This window comes from Paraburkholderia antibiotica (assembly GCF_012927125.1).
Classification (GTDB): Bacteria; Pseudomonadota; Gammaproteobacteria; order Burkholderiales; family Burkholderiaceae; genus Paraburkholderia; species Paraburkholderia antibiotica.
Map to the genome: position 1 here is coordinate 67965 of NZ_JABBFZ010000018.1, position 17005 is coordinate 84969.

Consider the following 17005-nt stretch of genomic DNA (forward strand, 5'->3'; position numbering starts at 1 on the left):
GCAGGCCTCTCTATGTTGTAGGATGACTTATATCCAAAGCGTTCATTTGAGGAAAGCCAAAATGCCTATTACCGGCGAAATGCTGATCGGTCGCAAAGCGCTGCGCGGCGAAGAAAAAGCGCTGCGCGCATTCAATCCCGCCACGGGTTCCGAGATTGCCGAGCCGGTATTCGGCAGCGGCACCGTCGCGAACGTCAACGCAGCGTGCGAACTCGCGCGCGACGCATTTGACGCCTACCGTCAACTGCCGCTCGCCGTGCGCGCCGAGTTTCTGGATCGTATCGCCGATGGCATCACCGCGCTCGGCGATGAGCTGATCGAGCGCGCGCAGGCCGAGTCGGGTCTGCCGAAGGCGCGTCTCGAAGGCGAGCGCGGCCGCACCACGGGCCAGCTCAAGCTGTTCGCTCAGACCGTGCGCGCGGGCCAGTGGCTCACCGCGACGCTCGATTCGGCGCTGCCGGATCGCAAGCCGCTGCCGCGCTCGGATCTGCGCATGCAGAAGATCGCGCTCGGTCCGGTCGCCGTGTTCGGCGCGAGCAACTTCCCGCTCGCGTTCTCGGTCGCCGGCGGCGACACCGCCGCGGCGCTCGCGGCCGGCTGCCCAGTCGTCGTCAAGGCGCACCGTGCGCACCTCGGTACGTCGGAGCTGGTCGGCCGCGTGATCCAGCGCGTCGCGCAGGAAATGGATCTGCCGGAAGGCGTGTTCTCGATGATCGTCGGCGCGGGCAACTCGGTCGGCGAAGCGCTGGTCGCGCATCCGGCGATCAAGGCGGTCGGCTTCACCGGTTCGCGCGCGGGCGGCACGTCGCTGATGCGCGTCGCGGCGGCACGTCCCGAGCCGATTCCGGTCTACGCGGAAATGAGCAGCATCAACCCGGTGTTCCTGATGCCGAACGCGCTGGCGGCGCGCGGCGACAGCATCGCGCGTGGATTCGTCGACTCGCTGGTGCTCGGCGCTGGCCAGTTCTGCACGAACCCGGGCCTCGCGATCGCGATCGACAGCGACGCGCTGAAGGGCTTCGTCGCAACGGCATCGGAAGCACTCGTCGCGAAGCCGGCGCAGACCATGTTGACCGCCGGCATCCACGCCGCGTATGAAGACGGCGAAAGCAAGCTGGCCGCGACCAAGGGCGTCGAGGTGGTGGCGCGCGGCGTTGCCGCAACCGGCCCGACCCAGGCATGCGCGGCGCTGTTCGTGACCGACGCGGCGACGTTCCTCGCGAACCCGGCGCTCGAAGACGAAGTGTTCGGCCCGGTGTCGACGATCATCCGCTGCAAGGACGAGCAGGAACTGCTGAAGGTTGCCGAGCACTTCGCCGGCCAACTGACCGCGACGCTGCAGATGGACAGCGCCGACGTGGCGGCCGCCAGGAAGCTGGTGCCGATTCTCGAGCGCAAGGCGGGCCGGATTCTGGTCAACGGCTTCCCGACCGGCGTCGAAGTGTGTCACGCGATGGTCCACGGCGGCCCGTTCCCGGCGACCTCGGACAGCCGCGCGACCTCGGTCGGCACGACCTCGATCGACCGCTTCCTGCGCCCGGTCTGCTACCAGGACTTCCCGGCCGAACTGCTGCCGGAAACGCTCGTCGACGGCAATCCGCTGGAACTGTGGCGTCGTCGTGATGGCGAGCTGACGCGCGCTTGAGGCGCAGCTGATATGCGTTTGATGCACGCTTGCGCGTAGTTAAGCGCAGGCAACTGTCCTGAACGATGGCGGCGCGCCCGCGGCGAGAAATCGCCCGGGCGCGTATTCACGAAAGCAGGGCGGATTACATGCCGCGCGGCAAAAGCGGGGAAAAAAACGCATGCGTCGGGCGCAACAAACGCAGGCAAAGCAAACGCAGGCAAAGCAAACGCAGGCAAAGCAAACGCAGGCAAAGCAAACGCAGGCAAAGCAAACGCAGGCAAAGCAAACGCAGGCAAAGCAAACGCAGGCAAAGCAAACGCAGGCAAAAAAATGGCCGGGATCTCCCCGGCCATTTTTTTATCCTGCCCAGCTTCGGGCCATGCGTTGCGCGCGAATCAGCTACTTGCCTCGCTCACCTCATTCGCGCGACGCAGCCGCTCGCGGCTATTCGACAGATGCATGCGCATCGCCGCGCGCGCGCCTTCCGCGTCGTGACGCGAGATCGCTTCGAGAATGCTCTCGTGCTCGAGGTTCACCAGCGACAGATACGCATCCGGATCGGCACGCGCGATGCCCGCCGAGTCGAGCCGGTTGCGCGGAATCAGCGCGCTGCCCATCTGCGTGAGGATGTCGACGAAATAGCGGTTGCCGGTGGCTCGCGCGACCGAAATATGGAATTGGAGATCGGCATCCACGCTATCGAGCCCGTTGTGGCGCGTGGCTTCGATCGCGTCGAGCGCGCTGCGCATGCGCGCGAGGTCGTCCGGCTTCGCGCGTTGCGCGGCGAGACCCGCGCATTCGGTTTCGAGGCTGATCCGCAGTTCGAGAATGGACAGCACGTCGCGCAGCGTGGTGGCGGGCACCATGTCGATGCCGAGTTTTTCGCGCTGCGGTTCGAGCACGAAACTGCCGATGCCGTGCCGCGTCTCGATGACCTTGCCCGCCTGCAGGCGCGAAATTGCTTCGCGAATCACCGTGCGACTCACGCTGAGCGTGCTCATCAGCTGTGATTCGGTCGGCAGTTTGTCGCCGGGCTTCAGCATGTTGGTGGCAATCTGCTCGGTGACGTAGTTGACGACGAACTCGGCAAGATTGCGAGCGCGTCGTGGCGGGGCCGCGGATGCTAGTGGAGTAGCCATCGAAAACGCTCCTTTGTGGGTGGTTCGCTGAGATTCCTGCATTTTCATTATATCGTCGTCTGACGACTGATTATATAAGCGTCGGATCGTTTTCGGCGCGAATGTGATAGGGAACGGCGCACGGCCGCTGGAGAGCCCGTCGGCGCGCGCGTAGCGCGATGCGTCGGTGCTCCGGTGGCTGATAGTTCGCGAGTCGCTATGACCGCGAGTGCGCTGAAGTACGATAACCTGGATCGACGCGGGTCGACATCAGGACTGACGAGGAGCTGACAAAGGGGCTGGCGAAGGGAGCTGATGCAGGGCCGGCCGCCGCCGCCCCCGCCCCCCCGTACAGCCGCGCGCCCGTTCAGGCGGCGCGCAGCTCGACCCGCTTGATGTCCTTGACGATCACCAGATAGCTGATCACCGTCAGCAGCGCGTTCGCGCCGACGAACACCAGCGCGCCGTTGAACGAGCCCGTGCGCGCGACCAGATAACCGATCACGATCGGCGTGACGATGCCCGCGACGTTGCCGAACATGTTGAAGATCGCGCCGGACAGGCCGAGCGCTTCCTTCGGCGACGTATCGGCGACCACCGCCCAGCCAAGTGCGCCGATGCCCTTGCCGAAGAACGCGAGCGACATCAGCGCGACGACGACCCAGTCGGTCGACACGTAGTTACAGCCGATGATGCACGTCGACAGCAGCATCCCGCCGACGATCGGCACCTTGCGCGCGACGGTCAGCGAGCAGCCGCGACGGATCAGCCCGTCCGACAGCACGCCGCCGAGCACGCCGCCGAGAAAGCCGCAGATCGCCGGCAGCGACGCCACCAGACCCGCCTGCAGGATCGTCATCCCGCGCGCCTGCACGAGGTAGATCGGAAACCAGGTCAGGAAGAAGTAGGTCAGCACGTTGATGCAGTACTGCGCGAGATAGACGCCGAGCAGCATGCGGTTGCCGAGCAGCTGACGCACCAGCGACCAGCCGCCGGCCTGAGCGACATCGGCGGGAGCGGATTGGCTCGAGGCGCGCGAGGTACGCGCACCGTTGACGAGGCCGCCGCCCTGTTCGATGTAGTCGAGCTCGGCGCGCGACACGCGCGGATGGTCGGCGGGATTCTTCATCACCTTGAGCCACGTCAGCGCGAGCACGAGCCCGATCGCGCCCATCACGACGTAGACCATATGCCAGCCGAACGCGTGCGTGAGCCACGCCATCAGCGGCGTGAACACGACCGCGGCGAAGTACTGCGCGGCGTTGAAGATTGCCGACGCGGTGCCGCGCTCGTTGGTCGGAAACCAGCTCGCGACCACCTTCGCGTTGGCCGGGAAGGCCGGCGCTTCGGCCGCGCCCATCACGAAACGCAGCACGAACAGCGCGGTGACCGCGGCGCCGGCGCTGCCGAGCAGGCCGATCGAGCTTTGCAGCAGCGTGAACAGCGACCACGAGAAGATGCTCGCCGCGTACACACGCCGCGCGCCGAAGCGGTCGAGCAGCCAGCCGGCCGGCAACTGCGACAGCACGTAGGCCCAGCTGAACGCGGAGAAGATGTAGCCCATGCGGATCGCGTCGAGGCTGAACGCGGTGCGCATCGCGGAACCGGTGACGGACAGCGTCGCGCGGTCGGCATAGTTGAGGGTGGTGATCAGAAAGATCAGCAGCAGGATCGTGTAGCGGACCTTGGTGCGCGCCGCGCTATCGGCGGCATCGCGGGCATTGGCGGAACGGGCCGTGCGGCTCATGTCCATGGGTCATCTCCTGTATCGTCGGGCGCGAATGGGATCCGCGCGCCGGGCGGCCGGCTGGCCGCCTGCCTGTCGTGCAAAAGCAGAAACGCCCGGCGACGTTGCCGTGCCGGGCGTTCGCGACGGGACCGTCTATGCGGTCCTCGTTCATACGGCTGGCGAAAGAAAATCCGTGTGCCGGACTTTCGCGCGAGCCGTGACGCCGGGGCCTTACTGCGGTCCGAGCTTCCTGATCAGCGCGTCGAGCATGTCCAGCTCTTCGGCCGTCAGATCGGTCAGCGGTGCGCGCACCGGACCTGCGTCGTGGCCGACCAGCTTCGCGCCGGCCTTGACGATGCTGACCGCGTAGCCTGCACGACGGTTGCGGATCTTCAGATACGGCAGGAAGAAGTCGTCGATCAGCTTGCCGACCGTTGCGTGGTCGTCAGACGCGATCGCGCGGTAGAAGTCCATCGCGGTCTTCGGGATGAAGTTGAACACCGCCGACGAGTAGACCGGCACGCCGAGCGCCTTGTACGCTGCCGCGTAGACTTCCGCGGTCGGCAGGCCGCCGAGGTACGAGAAGCGGTCGCCGAGGCGGCGGCGGATCGTCACCATGTTTTCGATCTCGCCCACGCCGTCCTTGAAGCCGATCAGGTTCGGGCAACGGTCGGCCAGACGCTCGAGCATGTCGGCGTTCAGCTTCGAATTCGCGCGGTTGTAAATGATCACGCCCATGCCCGGCACGGCCTTGCAGACTTCTTCCGCGTGGTCGGCGATACCGTCCTGGCTCGCTTCGGTCAGGTAGTGCGGCATCAGCAGGATGCCGTGCGCGCCGAGGCGCTGCGCTTCCTTCGCGTAAGCGATCGCCACGCGGGTCGGGCCGCCCGCGCCGGCGAGGATCGGTACCTTGCCCTTGCAGACTTCGACCGCGGTCTTGACGACTTGCGTGTAGTCGTCTTGCGTCAGCGAGAAGAATTCGCCCGTGCCGCCGGCGACGAACAGTGCCGAAGCGCCGTACGGAGCGAGCCATTCGAGGCGCTCTGCGTAAGTGTCGGCACGGAAGTCGCCTTTAGCGTCGAAGTCGGTGATGGGGAAGGACAGGAGGCCTTCCGAAACGATCTGCTTGAGTTCCTGCGGTGTCGTCATGATGAGTAATCCAGGCGTCGGAATTGGGTCGATGGGTCGGAATCGGCCGGTGCGGCGGGGCCGTGCCGGCAGAAATTTTTTGTTAATCCAGATTTCTTATACGTCATCGTACAACAACAAATCAGACAACTCAACGGGGTTTTCACGGCATAATGCGCACCATAGGGTAAATACGGAACATCCAGGCTAACTTCTATGTTGTAGGATGACGTATGAATAGTCGGCGCGCAGGCTGAAAGCGCCTTAAGGATCGATCAATGGAACACACTCCGCTCTATATACGCGTTCATCCCAATGACAATGTCGCGATCGTCGTCAACGACGGCGGTCTGGGTGAGGGCGCCGTATTTCCCGATGGCCTCAAGCTGCGCGAGCGTGTGCCGCAAGGCCACAAGGTCGCGCTGGCCGATCTGGCCGAAGGCGACGAAGTCATCCGCTACAACGTGGTGATCGGCTATGCGCTCAAGCCACTGCCGAAGGGCAGCTGGATCAACGAGCATGTGATTCGCATGCCGAGCCCGCCGGGACTCGAAGACCTGCCGATCGCAACGACCAAAGCGCCGGAGATGGCGCCGCTCGAAGGCTATACGTTCGAGGGCTACCGCAACGCGGACGGCTCGGTCGGCACCCGCAACATTCTGGCGATCACGACCACCGTGCAGTGCGTGGCCGACGTCGTGCAGCACGCGGTGACCCGCATCAAGGCCGAACTGCTGCCGAAGTATCCGAACGTCGACGACGTCGTGAGCCTCGGCCACACGTACGGCTGCGGCGTCGCGATCGACGCGCCCGACGCGATGGTGCCGATCCGCACCGTGCGCAACATCGCGCTGAATCCGAACTTCGGCGGCGAAGTGATGATGGTGAGCCTCGGCTGCGAGAAGCTGCAGCCCGAGCGCCTGATGCCGCCCGGCACGATTCCGATCGCGGCGGCCGCCGTCATCGACGACGTGGCCGATGTCGGCGACGTCACGCTGGAACAGAACGGCGACGTGGTGGTGCTGCAGGACGAATCGCACGTCGGCTTCCAGTCGATGATCGTGTCGATCATGAAGATGGCCGAAGGCCACCTGAAGCGCCTGAACAACCGCCGCCGCGAAACCTGCCCGGTGTCCGACCTCGTGGTCGGCGTGCAGTGCGGCGGCAGCGACGCGTTCTCGGGTCTGACCGCGAACCCGGCCGTCGGCTTCGCGACCGACCTGCTGGTGCGCGCCGGCGGCACCGTGATGTTCTCGGAAGTCACCGAAGTGCGCGACGGCGTCGATCAGCTGACCGCACGCGCGGCCAACGCGGACGTCGCGCAGGCGATCATCCGCGAGATGCAGTGGTACGACGATTATCTGAAGCGCGGCGGCGCCGACCGCAGCGCGAACACCACGCCCGGCAACAAGAAGGGCGGCCTGTCGAACATCGTCGAAAAGGCGATGGGCTCGATCATCAAGTCGGGCAACTCGGCGATCTCCGGCGTGCTGTCGCCGGGCGAGAAAGTGCGTCAGAAGGGCCTGATCTACGCGGCGACGCCCGCCAGCGACTTCATCTGCGGCACGCTGCAGGTTGCCTCGGGCATCACGCTGCACGTGTTCACGACCGGCCGCGGCACGCCGTACAGTCTTGCCGAAGTGCCGGTCATCAAGGTCGCGACGCGCTCGGATCTCGCGCGCCGCTGGTTCGACCTGATGGACGTGAATGCCGGCACGATCGCGACCGGCCAGTCGAGCATCGAAGAGGTGGGCTGGGAGCTGTTCCGCCTGATGCTCGAAATCGCCAGCGGCCGTCAGCAGACCTGCGCGGAGAAACTCAAGCTGCACAACGCGTTGACGCTGTTCAACCCGGCGCCAGTGACCTGATCCGGCCGCGCTCCGCATCACATCTCAAGGCGAGCCCGGCTGTGCCGGCGCTCGCTTTTCTGTTCAGCGGACCCCTGCTGGTCCGATTGCTCATCGCAGCCAATTCGCAGCCAATTACAGAAACACAAAGACATGACCGATTCGAACCTTGACCGCGCCGCGGCAAAGAAACCCTTCCGTCGTCTGCTGCTCACCGGCGCCGCCGGCAACCTCGGCAAGCAGTTGCGCCCCGCGCTCGCGCAGTGGGCCGATATCGTGCGTGTGTCCGACATCGCGCCGCTCGGCGAAGTCGCGTCGCACGAAGAAGCGGCGGTCGTCGATCTGGCCGACGCAGCCGCGGTTCACGCGCTGCTCGAGGGCGTGGATGCGGTCGTGCATCTGGGTGGCATTTCCGTCGAGGCGCCGTTCGAAGACATCCTCGAAGCGAACATCCGCGGCCTCTACAACCTGTACTCGTCGGCGCAGAAGCACGGCGTGAAGCGCGTGATCTACGCGAGCTCGAACCACGCGGTGGGCTTCCATCCGGTGACCTCGGTGCTCGGCACCGACGCGCCGCTGCGCCCGGACGGCATGTACGGCGTGTCGAAGGCCTTCGGCGAATCGCTGTCGCGCTACTACTTCGACCGCTTCGGCCTCGAAACCGTGTGTCTGCGGATCGGCTCGTCGTTCGAGCAGCCGAAGACCGCGCGCATGCTGGTCACCTACCTGAGCTATCGCGACTTCATCGAACTCGTACGCTGTTCGCTATTCACCAACCGCGTCGGCCATGCGATCGTCTACGGCGTGTCGAAGAACCGTATCTCGTGGGTCGACAACACCAATGCCGCGTTCCTCGGTTTCCGTCCGCAGGACAGCTCCGAGCAGTTCGAGCATCTGTTCCCGCCGGTCGCGCCCGACACCCGTTTCGACGACCCGACCCAGTTGTACCAGGGCGGCCCGTTCGTGCTGGCCGGTCCGATGGAGCCGAAGGCGGGGGCGAAGTAATGAGCGCGAATCCGCAGGTGGAGCGCTTCGAAGCCGCCGGGCCACTGCCCGCCGCGACCGGCGAAAGCCCGGTCTGGCGCGCGGCCGAACAGGCGCTGTACTGGGTCGACATTCCGGCGAAGAAAATCGTGCGCGGCTCGCTCGCGACCGGCAAGCGCACCGAATGGCAGTTGCCGGAGCAGGTCGCCTGTATCGCGTTCGATCGCAACGGCACGGTGCTCGCCGGCTGCGAGACCGGATTGTTCGCGGTCACGCTCGCGGATGCGTCGCAAGCGAGCGGCAACGAGCCGCTGACGGCGTCGCTGCGCAAGCTCGCGGCGCCCGAATTTCCGCACCCCGGCATGCGTTTCAACGACGGCCGCTGCGACCGGCAAGGGCGTTTCTGGTCCGGCACGATGGTGATGGACATGGCGGCGGCGATCCCGGGCGGCGCGCTGTATCGCTTCGACGGGAAGGGCGTGCTGTCCGCGCCGGTCGTCGATGCGTTGATCACGCAGAACGGTCTCGGCTGGTCGCCGGACGGCACGACGATGTATCTGTCCGACTCACATCCGCTGCGCCGGCTGATCTGGGCGTTCGACTACGACGTCGAGACCGGCGAGCCGCGCAACCGTCGGGTGTTCGCCGATCTGCATCACCATGAGGGCCGTCCCGACGGCGCGGCGGTCGATGCCGACGGCTGCTACTGGATCTGCGCGAACGACGCCGGTGCGCTGCTGCGCTTCACGCCGCAAGGCAAGCTCGATCGCCGGATTGCGGTGCCGGCCGTCAAGCCGGCAATGTGCGCGTTCGGCGGCCGCGATCTCGACACGCTGTTCGTCACGTCGATCCGCCCGGCCAACGGCGCGAGCGAGCACGACGGCCACGTGTTCGCGCTGCGGCCCGGCGTGAATGGGCTGCCGGAGCCGGAATACGCCGGGCAACTGTAAGCAGGATTGCAAGGCGGCGAACGCCGGGGCGAGCTTCTCGCCCCGGCGTTTTTTATTTTCAGGTCATTTTTACGTCGTTTTATTTGTCACTCGTCGTACAACATGTGGTGTGAAGACCACGATTGTTCCTTGTTCGTCTCATAAAAAAACAACACTTCACGAGACTGTTTTCCGTTTCTTCGCATTTCGCGCGAGGCCGCGCGGGGCCTTGAGCCCGCGTGGTGTTGGTCAATGCTGCCGAGGGCTTCCCGGGTGCGGGTAAATACCGTCTGTACAAGAGAAAAGCCCTTTTATAGACTTCATATGTCGTCGTACAACATATGAGCCCAAACAAATGCCTTTCTGTGTTTGGGCCGTAGTGTGCAAACACGGCGGGCTTCAGCAACGCAGGGCGGTGGTCGTTAATGCCGGTCTGCGTATTGCCAGCGCGCCGACGTGCCTGAAGTAAGTAGTCGAGTTGTCGACTGGAGTGCTGGACACACTGCGCCGGGGAATCGCGCAGCCAGTACGGCAAGTGCCCGCACCTGCGAGGGGGTGAGCGCAACGCCGGAGACGCATCAAAACCATGTCACATCCGCAATCGATGGGATGGTCTATTTTTCAAGGAATGTCACGATGAACAAGAAGTTTGCCTCTTCCCGTGTTTCGATGATCGTCGCAGCGACGGCACTGGCCTTCGGCACGATGTCGGCACAAGCGCGCGTATTCCGCTGCGCCGACGTGCATGGCGATACCTTCCCGACCAACATGGCCGTGAAGTTCATGGGCGAGGAAATCAACAAGGCGACCGGTGGCAAGGATTCCGTGAAGGTGTTCGGCAACAGCGCGCTCGGTTCGGAAAACGACACGATCGACCAGGTGCGTATCGGCGCGCTCGACATGGCGCGTGCCAACGGCGCGGCGTTCAACGAAATCGTGCCGGAATCGATGATCCCGTCGCTGCCGTTCCTGTTCCGCGACGTCGACCATTTCCGCAAGGTGATGTACGGCCCGGAAGGCCAGAAGATCCTCGACGCGTTCACCGCGAAGGGCATGGTCGCACTGACGTTCTATGAAAGCGGCGCGCGTTCGATGTACGCGAAGAAGGCGATCAAGTCGCCGGCCGACATGAAGGGCCTGAAGGTCCGCGTGCAGCCGTCGGACCTGATGGTCGACGAAATCAAGGCCATGGGCGGCACGCCGACCCCGATGCCGTTCTCGGAAGTCTATACGGGCCTGAAGACCGGCCTCGTCGACGGCGCCGAAAACAACCTGCCGTCGTACGACGAAACCAAGCACTTCGAAGTCGCTCAGGTCTACTCGGAAACGCAGCACTCGATGACGCCGGAAGTGCTGGTGTTCTCGAAGAAGATCTGGGACACGCTGTCGCCGCAGGAGCAGCAGACCATCAAGAAGGCGGCCGCCGACTCGGTGCCGTACTACCAGAAGCTGTGGACCGCGCGTGAAGCCGACGCGCAGAAGGCTGTCACGAAGGGTGGCGCTACGATCGTCGCGCCCGCGCAGATCGACCGCGCGGCATTCGTGAAGGTGATGCAGCCGGTGTGGGTGAAGTACGAAAAGACCCCGGCGATGAAGCAGATCGTCGACGAAATCCAGGCAATCAAGTAAGTCTCGCGTCGTTCCGACGCACTACGTAATTAGCAACGCTTGTAGCAGCAGTGGCGCGGAGGTCTCGCGGGGCAACCCTCGAGGCCTTCCGCCGCGCGGTGTCGCGCGCGCGTGACGTCCGTGTTCGAACAGGACTGCTGACTGTCAGACATTAGGTCGGTCGTAAGCAAGGACAGGGTCATGAGTTTCCTTAAACGCCCAAACGATTTTCTTTTTCGCGTGCTGCTGGTCCTGGCGTCGGTCAGCCTCGCCGCACTTTGCCTGCTCGTCATCTATAGCGTGGTGATGCGCTACGTATTTGCCGATGCGCCCGACTTCGTCGAGCCCATCGCACTGTTGCTGGTGATCCTGATCGCGATGTTCGGCGCCGCGCTGAAGGTCCGCGAAGGCGGCCACATCGGACTCGACTCGCTGGTCAAGAAGCTGCCGCCGAAAGGTCAGGTGGCGGCGACCGCGATCCAGCACATCTGCCTGATCGCTTTCGCGGTGGCCGTGTTCGTCGGCTGCTGGGAAATGGCGGAGACCACGATGCACGACCGCATTCCGATCATCGGCGTGCCGGAAGGGCTGCGTTACTGCATCCCGATCGTCGCGAGCGTGTGCATCGCATTGTTCTCGTTCGAACATCTGCTCGACCTGTTCTCCGGCAAGCGGAAAGAGCAGCCGCTCGAACTCTCCGTCACGGAATAAAAGTAGATCCATCATGGAACTTACCCTTCTTACCGTCAGTTTTCTTGTTTTCCTCTTTCTAGGGGTTCCGGTTTCGTTCGCGTTGGGTCTGTCGTGCGTGCTGACCTACCTGTTCGAAGGTCTGCCGACCGCGACCGCGATGCAGTCGATGATCTCGGGGATGAACGGCTTCTCGTTCCTCGCGGTGCCGTTCTTCATCTTCTCCGGCGAGCTGATGCTGCACGGCGGTATCGCCGACCGCATCCTGCGTTTCGCGCAGTCGACGGTCGGTCACTTCCGCGGCGGCCTCGGGATGGCCAACGTGGTCGCCTGTACGCTGTTCGGCGGCGTATCGGGTTCGCCGACCGCCGACACCTCGGCGATGGGCGGCGTGGTGATCCCGCTGATGAAGCGCGAAGGCTATAGCGCGGCTTACGCGGTCAACGTGACGACCCACTCGTCGCTGGCTGGCGCGCTGATGCCGACCTCGACCAACATGATCATCTACGCGTTCGCGGCGCAAGGCGTGAGCGGCGTGCTGCACGGCCAGCAGATGACCGGCGTGTCGATCGGCGATCTGCTGTTCTCGGGGCTGCTGCCGGTGCTGTGGGTGATGGGCCTCGTGCTCGCCGCCGCTTACTGGCAGGCCGTCAAGTTCGGCTATCCGCGCCGTGCCGACGGTTCGACCGGGCTGCAGCGCTTCCCGGGCTGGATGGCGGTGCTGCGCACCTTCATCGGCGCGGTGCCGGGCCTGATGGTGATCGCGATCATTCTGTTCTGCGTGGCGCGGGGGATTGCCACGGCGACCGAAGCGGCCGCGATCGCGGTCGGCTATTCACTGATCCTGACCATCGTCGTGTATCGCTCGCTGTCGCTCGCCAAGCTCGGCCATGCGCTCGGCAAGGCGGCCAAGACCACCGGCGTGGTGCTGCTGCTGATCGGCGTGTCGAACATGCTGCGCTTCCAGATGGCGTATCTGGAGATTCCGGACGCGATCGAACGCATGCTCGACGGCGCGACGTCGCTGCCGTGGCTGATGCTGCTGTACATCAACGTGATTCAGGTTTTCCTCGGCACGTTCGTCGATATGGCCGCGCACATCCTGATCACGACGCCGCTGTTCCTGCCGATGGCGATGCATAACGGCGTGGGCCCGGTCCAGTTCGGCATCATGATTCTGCTGAACTGCGCGCTCGGTCTCGTGCATCCGCCGATCGGTTCGGTGCAGTTCATTGGTTGTGCAATCGGCAATGTGTCGATTGGTGAAACTACCAAGGTGGCGTGGCCGTATTACCTGGCTATCTTCAGCGCCATCAATATCGTCACGTACGTGCCGTGGTTCTCGACGTGGTTGCCAAGCGTGATCAACGGGCACCCGGTGTTCTAAGCAGATACTTGATATTTCCATACTCAGCGGCGCTTGGTCCGGCCGCATAAATATAGTTTTTAACAGAGGAGTAAAAATGAAAAAGACTCTCGTCGCCGCAGCTGTGGGGTTGGTCGCCCTGGGCGCGCATGCTCAAAGCAGCGTCACGCTGTACGGTATCGTCGATACGGGTTTCGGCTGGCAGAACAGCTCCACGTCGCTGAGCGCGGTCGGTTCGGCCAAGCCGTCGGCAGGTGGCCGCTCGGTCGTGAAGATGATCAACGGTATCTGGGCTGGTAGCCGTTTCGGCCTGAAGGGTTCGGAAGATCTGGGTGGCGGCACCAAGGCCATCTTCACGTTGGAAGAGGGCTTTAACAGCGCAACCGGCGCGGAAAGCACGTCGGGCCTGATGTTCAGCCGCCAGGCATGGGTCGGTATGACGAATGCGCAATTCGGTACGCTGACGGCTGGTCGCCAGTACACGTCGTACTACACGCTGCTCTCCCCGTACAGCCCGACCACGTGGCTGACCGGCGCTTACGGCGCGCACCCGGGCGATATCGACTCGCTGGACACGCTGTACCGCGCGAACAACTCGCTGGTCTATACGTCGCCGAACTTCGCGGGCCTGACGGTCAGCGGTTCGTACTCGCTGGGCGGTAACGCAGGCAGCTTCGCGGCAGGCCAGGTGTGGAGCGTCGCGGCACAGTACCTGAACGGCCCGGTCGGCATCGCCGCCGGTATCCAGCGCATCGACAACGCAGGTATCGCGACGGTTACTCCGCCGGCCGTGAACTGGAATTCGGCGATGTCGAACAACGGCGCCGAACCGGCCGTCTCGGCAATCAACAATGGCTTCCAGACCGCAGCGAAGCAGCAGCGTATCGCTGTGACGGGCGGCTACGCGTTCAACTCGCAGTGGGACGTGTCGGCTTCGTACTCGAACGTTCAATACGCTCCGGGTTCGAGCTCGTTCTTCCACAACACGCAGATCTGGAACACCGGCGGCGCAGTGCTGCACTTCAAGCCGATCTCGGTGCTGGACCTGGCCGCTGGCTATAGCTACACCCGTGCAACGCAAGCGAACGGCATCACGAGCGCGGCGACGTACAACCAGTTCAACCTGTCGCAGTACTACACGCTGTCCAAGCGCACCGGTCTGTACGCGCTGGAAGCGTACCAGCGTGCTAGCGGCAAGACGCTGGCAGGCGACGGTCACACCATCATCGACGCAACCGCAAGCATCGGCGACGCTCAGAACGGTTCGCCGTCGTCGTCGCGCAGCCAGGTCGCTGTCGGCGTGGGCATGATCCACAAGTTCTAAATAGTTACTGAAAAACGTGGCGACGTGTTGTTTTGTCGCCACAACAACACGATTTTTTCGGGTTGTCAGTGATGCAGGCTGCGCATGAAAATGCGCAGCTTTTTTTTTCGTCTGCGGATTGTTTGTGCGGCTCGCGGGTTGGTTTCGGCAGTGCGGTGTGGGCTCGTTTCGACGCGACGTCAGCGCAATCCGGCCGACGCCGCTTCAGGCGAATTCCCGCGGGCGCTCAGGCGTCCGACCACAAACGGCCACCCGTTGCCCAGTTTTCGCGCTTCACGTCGGTCAGGATGATGTCGACGGAATTGGGTTCGACGCCGAGCGATTCGCAGGTCGCCTGGGTGATCGCTTCGACGAACTGGCGTTTCTGTTCCAGCGTGCGGCCTTCGAAGAGTTCGATATGAAACGTGGGCATGGGATGGCTCCGTGAGGTTGACGATCGAGGGTGGAGAAGCGGTATCGAATTGAGCGAACGGGGTGCGGACTAACTCGTCAGTTAATTCATGCCGCCGTGGCGATGGACTAGTCGCGATAAGCGAGGTCGAGGCGGTCGAGCTTGCGCAGCAGCGCGGGCCATTCGAGCGTGCCTTCGATTGCGCCGCCGTCGTAGAGCTGTTCGGCGGTGCGCGCGGCGATCGCGTCGGGCGGCACCACCAGCGGCGCGCCGCAGGCTTGCGCCTGGATCTGGATTTCGCAGGCTTTCAGCAGCGTCGCCATCAGCACATAGGCCTCGGCGACCGTGCGCCCGAGTGTCAGCGTGCCGTGATTGCGCAGCAGCATCGCCGGTTTGTCGGCGAGATGGGCGACCAGACGCTCGCCTTCGGCGGGCGTGAACGCGAGACCTTCGTAGTCGTGATACGCGAGCTGGCCGTGAAAGCGCAGTGCGTGCTGAGAGGCCGGCAGCAGTCCGGCCGGCTGCGCGGACACGGCGACGCCCGCGGTGTTATGCAGGTGCATCACACAGAACGCGTCGGCGCGCGCCGCATGCACGGCCGCGTGCAGCGCGAAGCCGGTCGCATTCACCGGATAGTCGCTGGCGCCGACGATATTGCCGGCGATATCGATCTTGACGAGATTCGACGCGCACACCTCGTCGAAGGCGAGGCCGAACGGATTGATCAGGAAGTGGCCGGGTTCGCCGGGCACGCTCGCTGAAATATGCGTGTAGATCAGATCGTCCCAACCGTTGAGTGCGGCGAGTCGATAGGCGGCGGCAAGATCGATGCGAGTGAGCCGCTCGGCTTCCGATAGCGGCCCGGTCCCGGCGATACGACCGGCGGGTAAATGAACAAACGACATTGTGTCTCCTGTCGACCCGAGTTAGCGCTTCAGCGCTTACTCGGGTCCCATGCAAAGCGGTCGACCCGAGTTAGCGCTTCAGCGCTTACTCGGGTCCCATGCAAAGCGGCCGACCCGAGTTAGCGCCTGATCGCTTACTCCGGTCCCACATAAGGCTCAAGGCTCTTACTCATTCCCACGCCTTGCGCGCGGTGTGTGCGAGCCGACCAGAGATGCTACCGCACAATGCCGATGAGAGAAGCGATGCAACATGCCTCGATGCTACGTGATCGTCCACCACGCGAACCTGAATAATTCCCGCCTGCCGCCCATGCCTTGGCCCACATGAGAGACGGCGCCTGATCAGTTGCATAGCCCACGTCGCAAGCACGAACGGCGCGCTCATCGTCGGCCAACCGACGTGCGCTGCGCCCGCCTGCAAAGCCGCTGCGAGCGTAACGCCAGCGAGCATCGTTGCCCAGCCGGCATCGGCCAGCGCGAGCGCGGTGAGCGCGCCATTGAAGCCGCACAGACCGGCGGCGAACGAATCGATGCCCGCGCCAAGCGATAGAAGCACGGCGCTCGCAAGCGTCCCGCCGATCAGCGCGCACCACGCGGGCCTGCGCGCCGCGACAACAATTCCCAGCAACACGATCGCGCCCGCCGGTGCCCCCGACGCGAAGCCGGTTTGCGCGATGCCTGCGAGCGTGCCACCGATGAACTGCATCGCATCGAGCGGCTGAGCGGGCAGCGCACTAGCCTGTCCGGCATGAACGCCGGCCAACGGCAGCCACAACCACGTCACGATCAGGCACGGGCTCGAATAACAGCCGAGCCCATGCTTTCGCAGCCAGCGCGACCACGGTGGCTGAAGCCACGCGGTCGCGGTCGCGGCCAGCAGCGCGACGGCCGCCGCGGTCGCCGGGTCGTCGATGAAACTGAACGCGGCAAGGCCCGCGAGCGCGCCGTTGAAGCCGTGCAGGCCGGCACGCGTGTCGGCATCGGCGGCGCCTGCGAGCGTTGCGTTCACGTTGGCCGCCAGCGCGCCGAGCAGTGCCGCGCATGCGAGACGCGGTCCGCTCAGTAGCCATGCAGCGACGAAACATGCGCCGCTGAAAGCGTTCGCTTGCAGCACGATCTGGCCGAAGCTGCGCAGCAGCATGCGTAACGGGGCGCTGGGCGAGGCGGCAAGGGCGTCGGTTGCGGCGGCGTGCATCGGCGGAAGGTTGGGCGGATTGCGGCAAACCGCGAGCATAGTCCCGCCAGACCTTGCGAGGCATCGTCGCGCGGTGATAGTGGCTATTTGTCGTCGTCGCGCGCCTGGTGCGGCAGTGTCTGCCGCGTCCGCTTTCGCGCTACGATGAAAACCCGGCGCGCGCC

The 17005-nt window shown here is 64.2% G+C and carries 15 protein-coding genes; 9 read left to right on the top strand and 6 right to left on the bottom strand.

Features of this window, described 5'->3' with window-relative positions; all coding sequences use genetic code 11:
* The first annotated feature begins 61 nt into the window (after window positions 1-61).
* The gene (locus HHL14_RS25100) at window positions 62-1645 is read left to right on the top strand and encodes an aldehyde dehydrogenase (NADP(+)) (protein ID WP_169500282.1); all 1584 of its coding nucleotides are present in this window, start codon (window positions 62-64) and stop codon (window positions 1643-1645) included.
* Between the two features lie 123 nt (window positions 1646-1768).
* On the top strand, window positions 1769-2122 hold the full coding sequence (locus tag HHL14_RS33995) for a hypothetical protein (RefSeq protein ID WP_169500341.1): 354 nt from the start codon (window positions 1769-1771) through the stop codon (window positions 2120-2122).
* On the opposite strand, the gene HHL14_RS25110 is transcribed toward HHL14_RS33995, so the two are convergent.
* From HHL14_RS25110 to kdgD, 3 genes are all read right to left on the bottom strand, one after another.
* The gene (locus HHL14_RS25110) at window positions 2023-2766 is read right to left on the bottom strand and encodes a FadR/GntR family transcriptional regulator (protein ID WP_169500283.1); all 744 of its coding nucleotides are present in this window, start codon (window positions 2764-2766) and stop codon (window positions 2023-2025) included. The genes HHL14_RS33995 and HHL14_RS25110 overlap by 100 nt on opposite strands.
* A 346-nt stretch (window positions 2767-3112) precedes the next feature.
* Window positions 3113-4498 carry an MFS transporter gene (locus HHL14_RS25115; protein WP_169500284.1) on the bottom strand — a complete coding sequence of 462 codons (1386 nt, stop codon included), beginning with the start codon at window positions 4496-4498 and terminating at the stop codon, window positions 3113-3115.
* Window positions 4499-4705: 207 nt separating this feature from the next.
* On the bottom strand, window positions 4706-5623 hold the full coding sequence (gene kdgD, locus HHL14_RS25120) for a 5-dehydro-4-deoxyglucarate dehydratase (RefSeq protein ID WP_169500285.1): 918 nt from the start codon (window positions 5621-5623) through the stop codon (window positions 4706-4708).
* 257 nt (window positions 5624-5880) lie between these two features.
* On the opposite strand from kdgD, the gene garD reads away from it, so the two are divergent.
* The 7 genes from garD to HHL14_RS25155 all read left to right on the top strand — a co-directional run bounded on the left by garD (window position 5881) and on the right by HHL14_RS25155 (window position 14350).
* Window positions 5881-7470, top strand: coding sequence for a galactarate dehydratase (garD, locus tag HHL14_RS25125; protein ID WP_169500286.1), 1590 nt, complete (start codon window positions 5881-5883; stop codon window positions 7468-7470).
* Window positions 7471-7602: 132 nt separating this feature from the next.
* Window positions 7603-8454 (top strand): NAD-dependent epimerase/dehydratase family protein, encoded by an 852-nt coding sequence (locus HHL14_RS25130; protein WP_169500287.1) that lies wholly within the window; start codon window positions 7603-7605, stop codon window positions 8452-8454.
* Window positions 8454-9383 (top strand): SMP-30/gluconolactonase/LRE family protein, encoded by a 930-nt coding sequence (locus tag HHL14_RS25135; protein ID WP_169500288.1) that lies wholly within the window; start codon window positions 8454-8456, stop codon window positions 9381-9383. The genes HHL14_RS25130 and HHL14_RS25135 overlap by 1 nt, the downstream gene beginning before the upstream one ends.
* A 615-nt stretch (window positions 9384-9998) precedes the next feature.
* Window positions 9999-10991 (top strand): TRAP transporter substrate-binding protein, encoded by a 993-nt coding sequence (locus tag HHL14_RS25140; RefSeq protein ID WP_169500289.1) that lies wholly within the window; start codon window positions 9999-10001, stop codon window positions 10989-10991.
* Window positions 10992-11171: 180 nt separating this feature from the next.
* Complete coding sequence (locus HHL14_RS25145) at window positions 11172-11681, top strand: TRAP transporter small permease (RefSeq protein WP_169500290.1); 510 nt, start codon at window positions 11172-11174, stop codon at window positions 11679-11681.
* A gap of 13 nt (window positions 11682-11694) precedes the next feature.
* On the top strand, window positions 11695-13047 hold the full coding sequence (locus HHL14_RS25150) for a TRAP transporter large permease (RefSeq protein ID WP_169500291.1): 1353 nt from the start codon (window positions 11695-11697) through the stop codon (window positions 13045-13047).
* A 76-nt stretch (window positions 13048-13123) separates the two neighbouring features.
* On the top strand, window positions 13124-14350 hold the full coding sequence (locus tag HHL14_RS25155) for a porin (protein ID WP_169500292.1): 1227 nt from the start codon (window positions 13124-13126) through the stop codon (window positions 14348-14350).
* A 226-nt stretch (window positions 14351-14576) separates the two neighbouring features.
* Here HHL14_RS25155 and HHL14_RS25160 read toward each other — a convergent pair whose 3' ends face one another.
* The 3 genes from HHL14_RS25160 to HHL14_RS25170 form a co-directional block, all read right to left on the bottom strand.
* Window positions 14577-14807 (bottom strand): 4-oxalocrotonate tautomerase, encoded by a 231-nt coding sequence (locus HHL14_RS25160; protein WP_329601727.1) that lies wholly within the window; start codon window positions 14805-14807, stop codon window positions 14577-14579.
* A 62-nt stretch (window positions 14808-14869) separates the two neighbouring features.
* Window positions 14870-15646: a class II aldolase/adducin family protein gene (locus HHL14_RS25165; RefSeq protein WP_169500294.1), complete on the bottom strand. Its 777-nt coding sequence runs from the start codon at window positions 15644-15646 to the stop codon at window positions 14870-14872.
* A 169-nt stretch (window positions 15647-15815) separates the two neighbouring features.
* Window positions 15816-16841, bottom strand: coding sequence for an urea transporter (locus tag HHL14_RS25170; protein WP_169500295.1), 1026 nt, complete (start codon window positions 16839-16841; stop codon window positions 15816-15818).
* Between the last annotated feature and the right edge of the window lie 164 nt (window positions 16842-17005).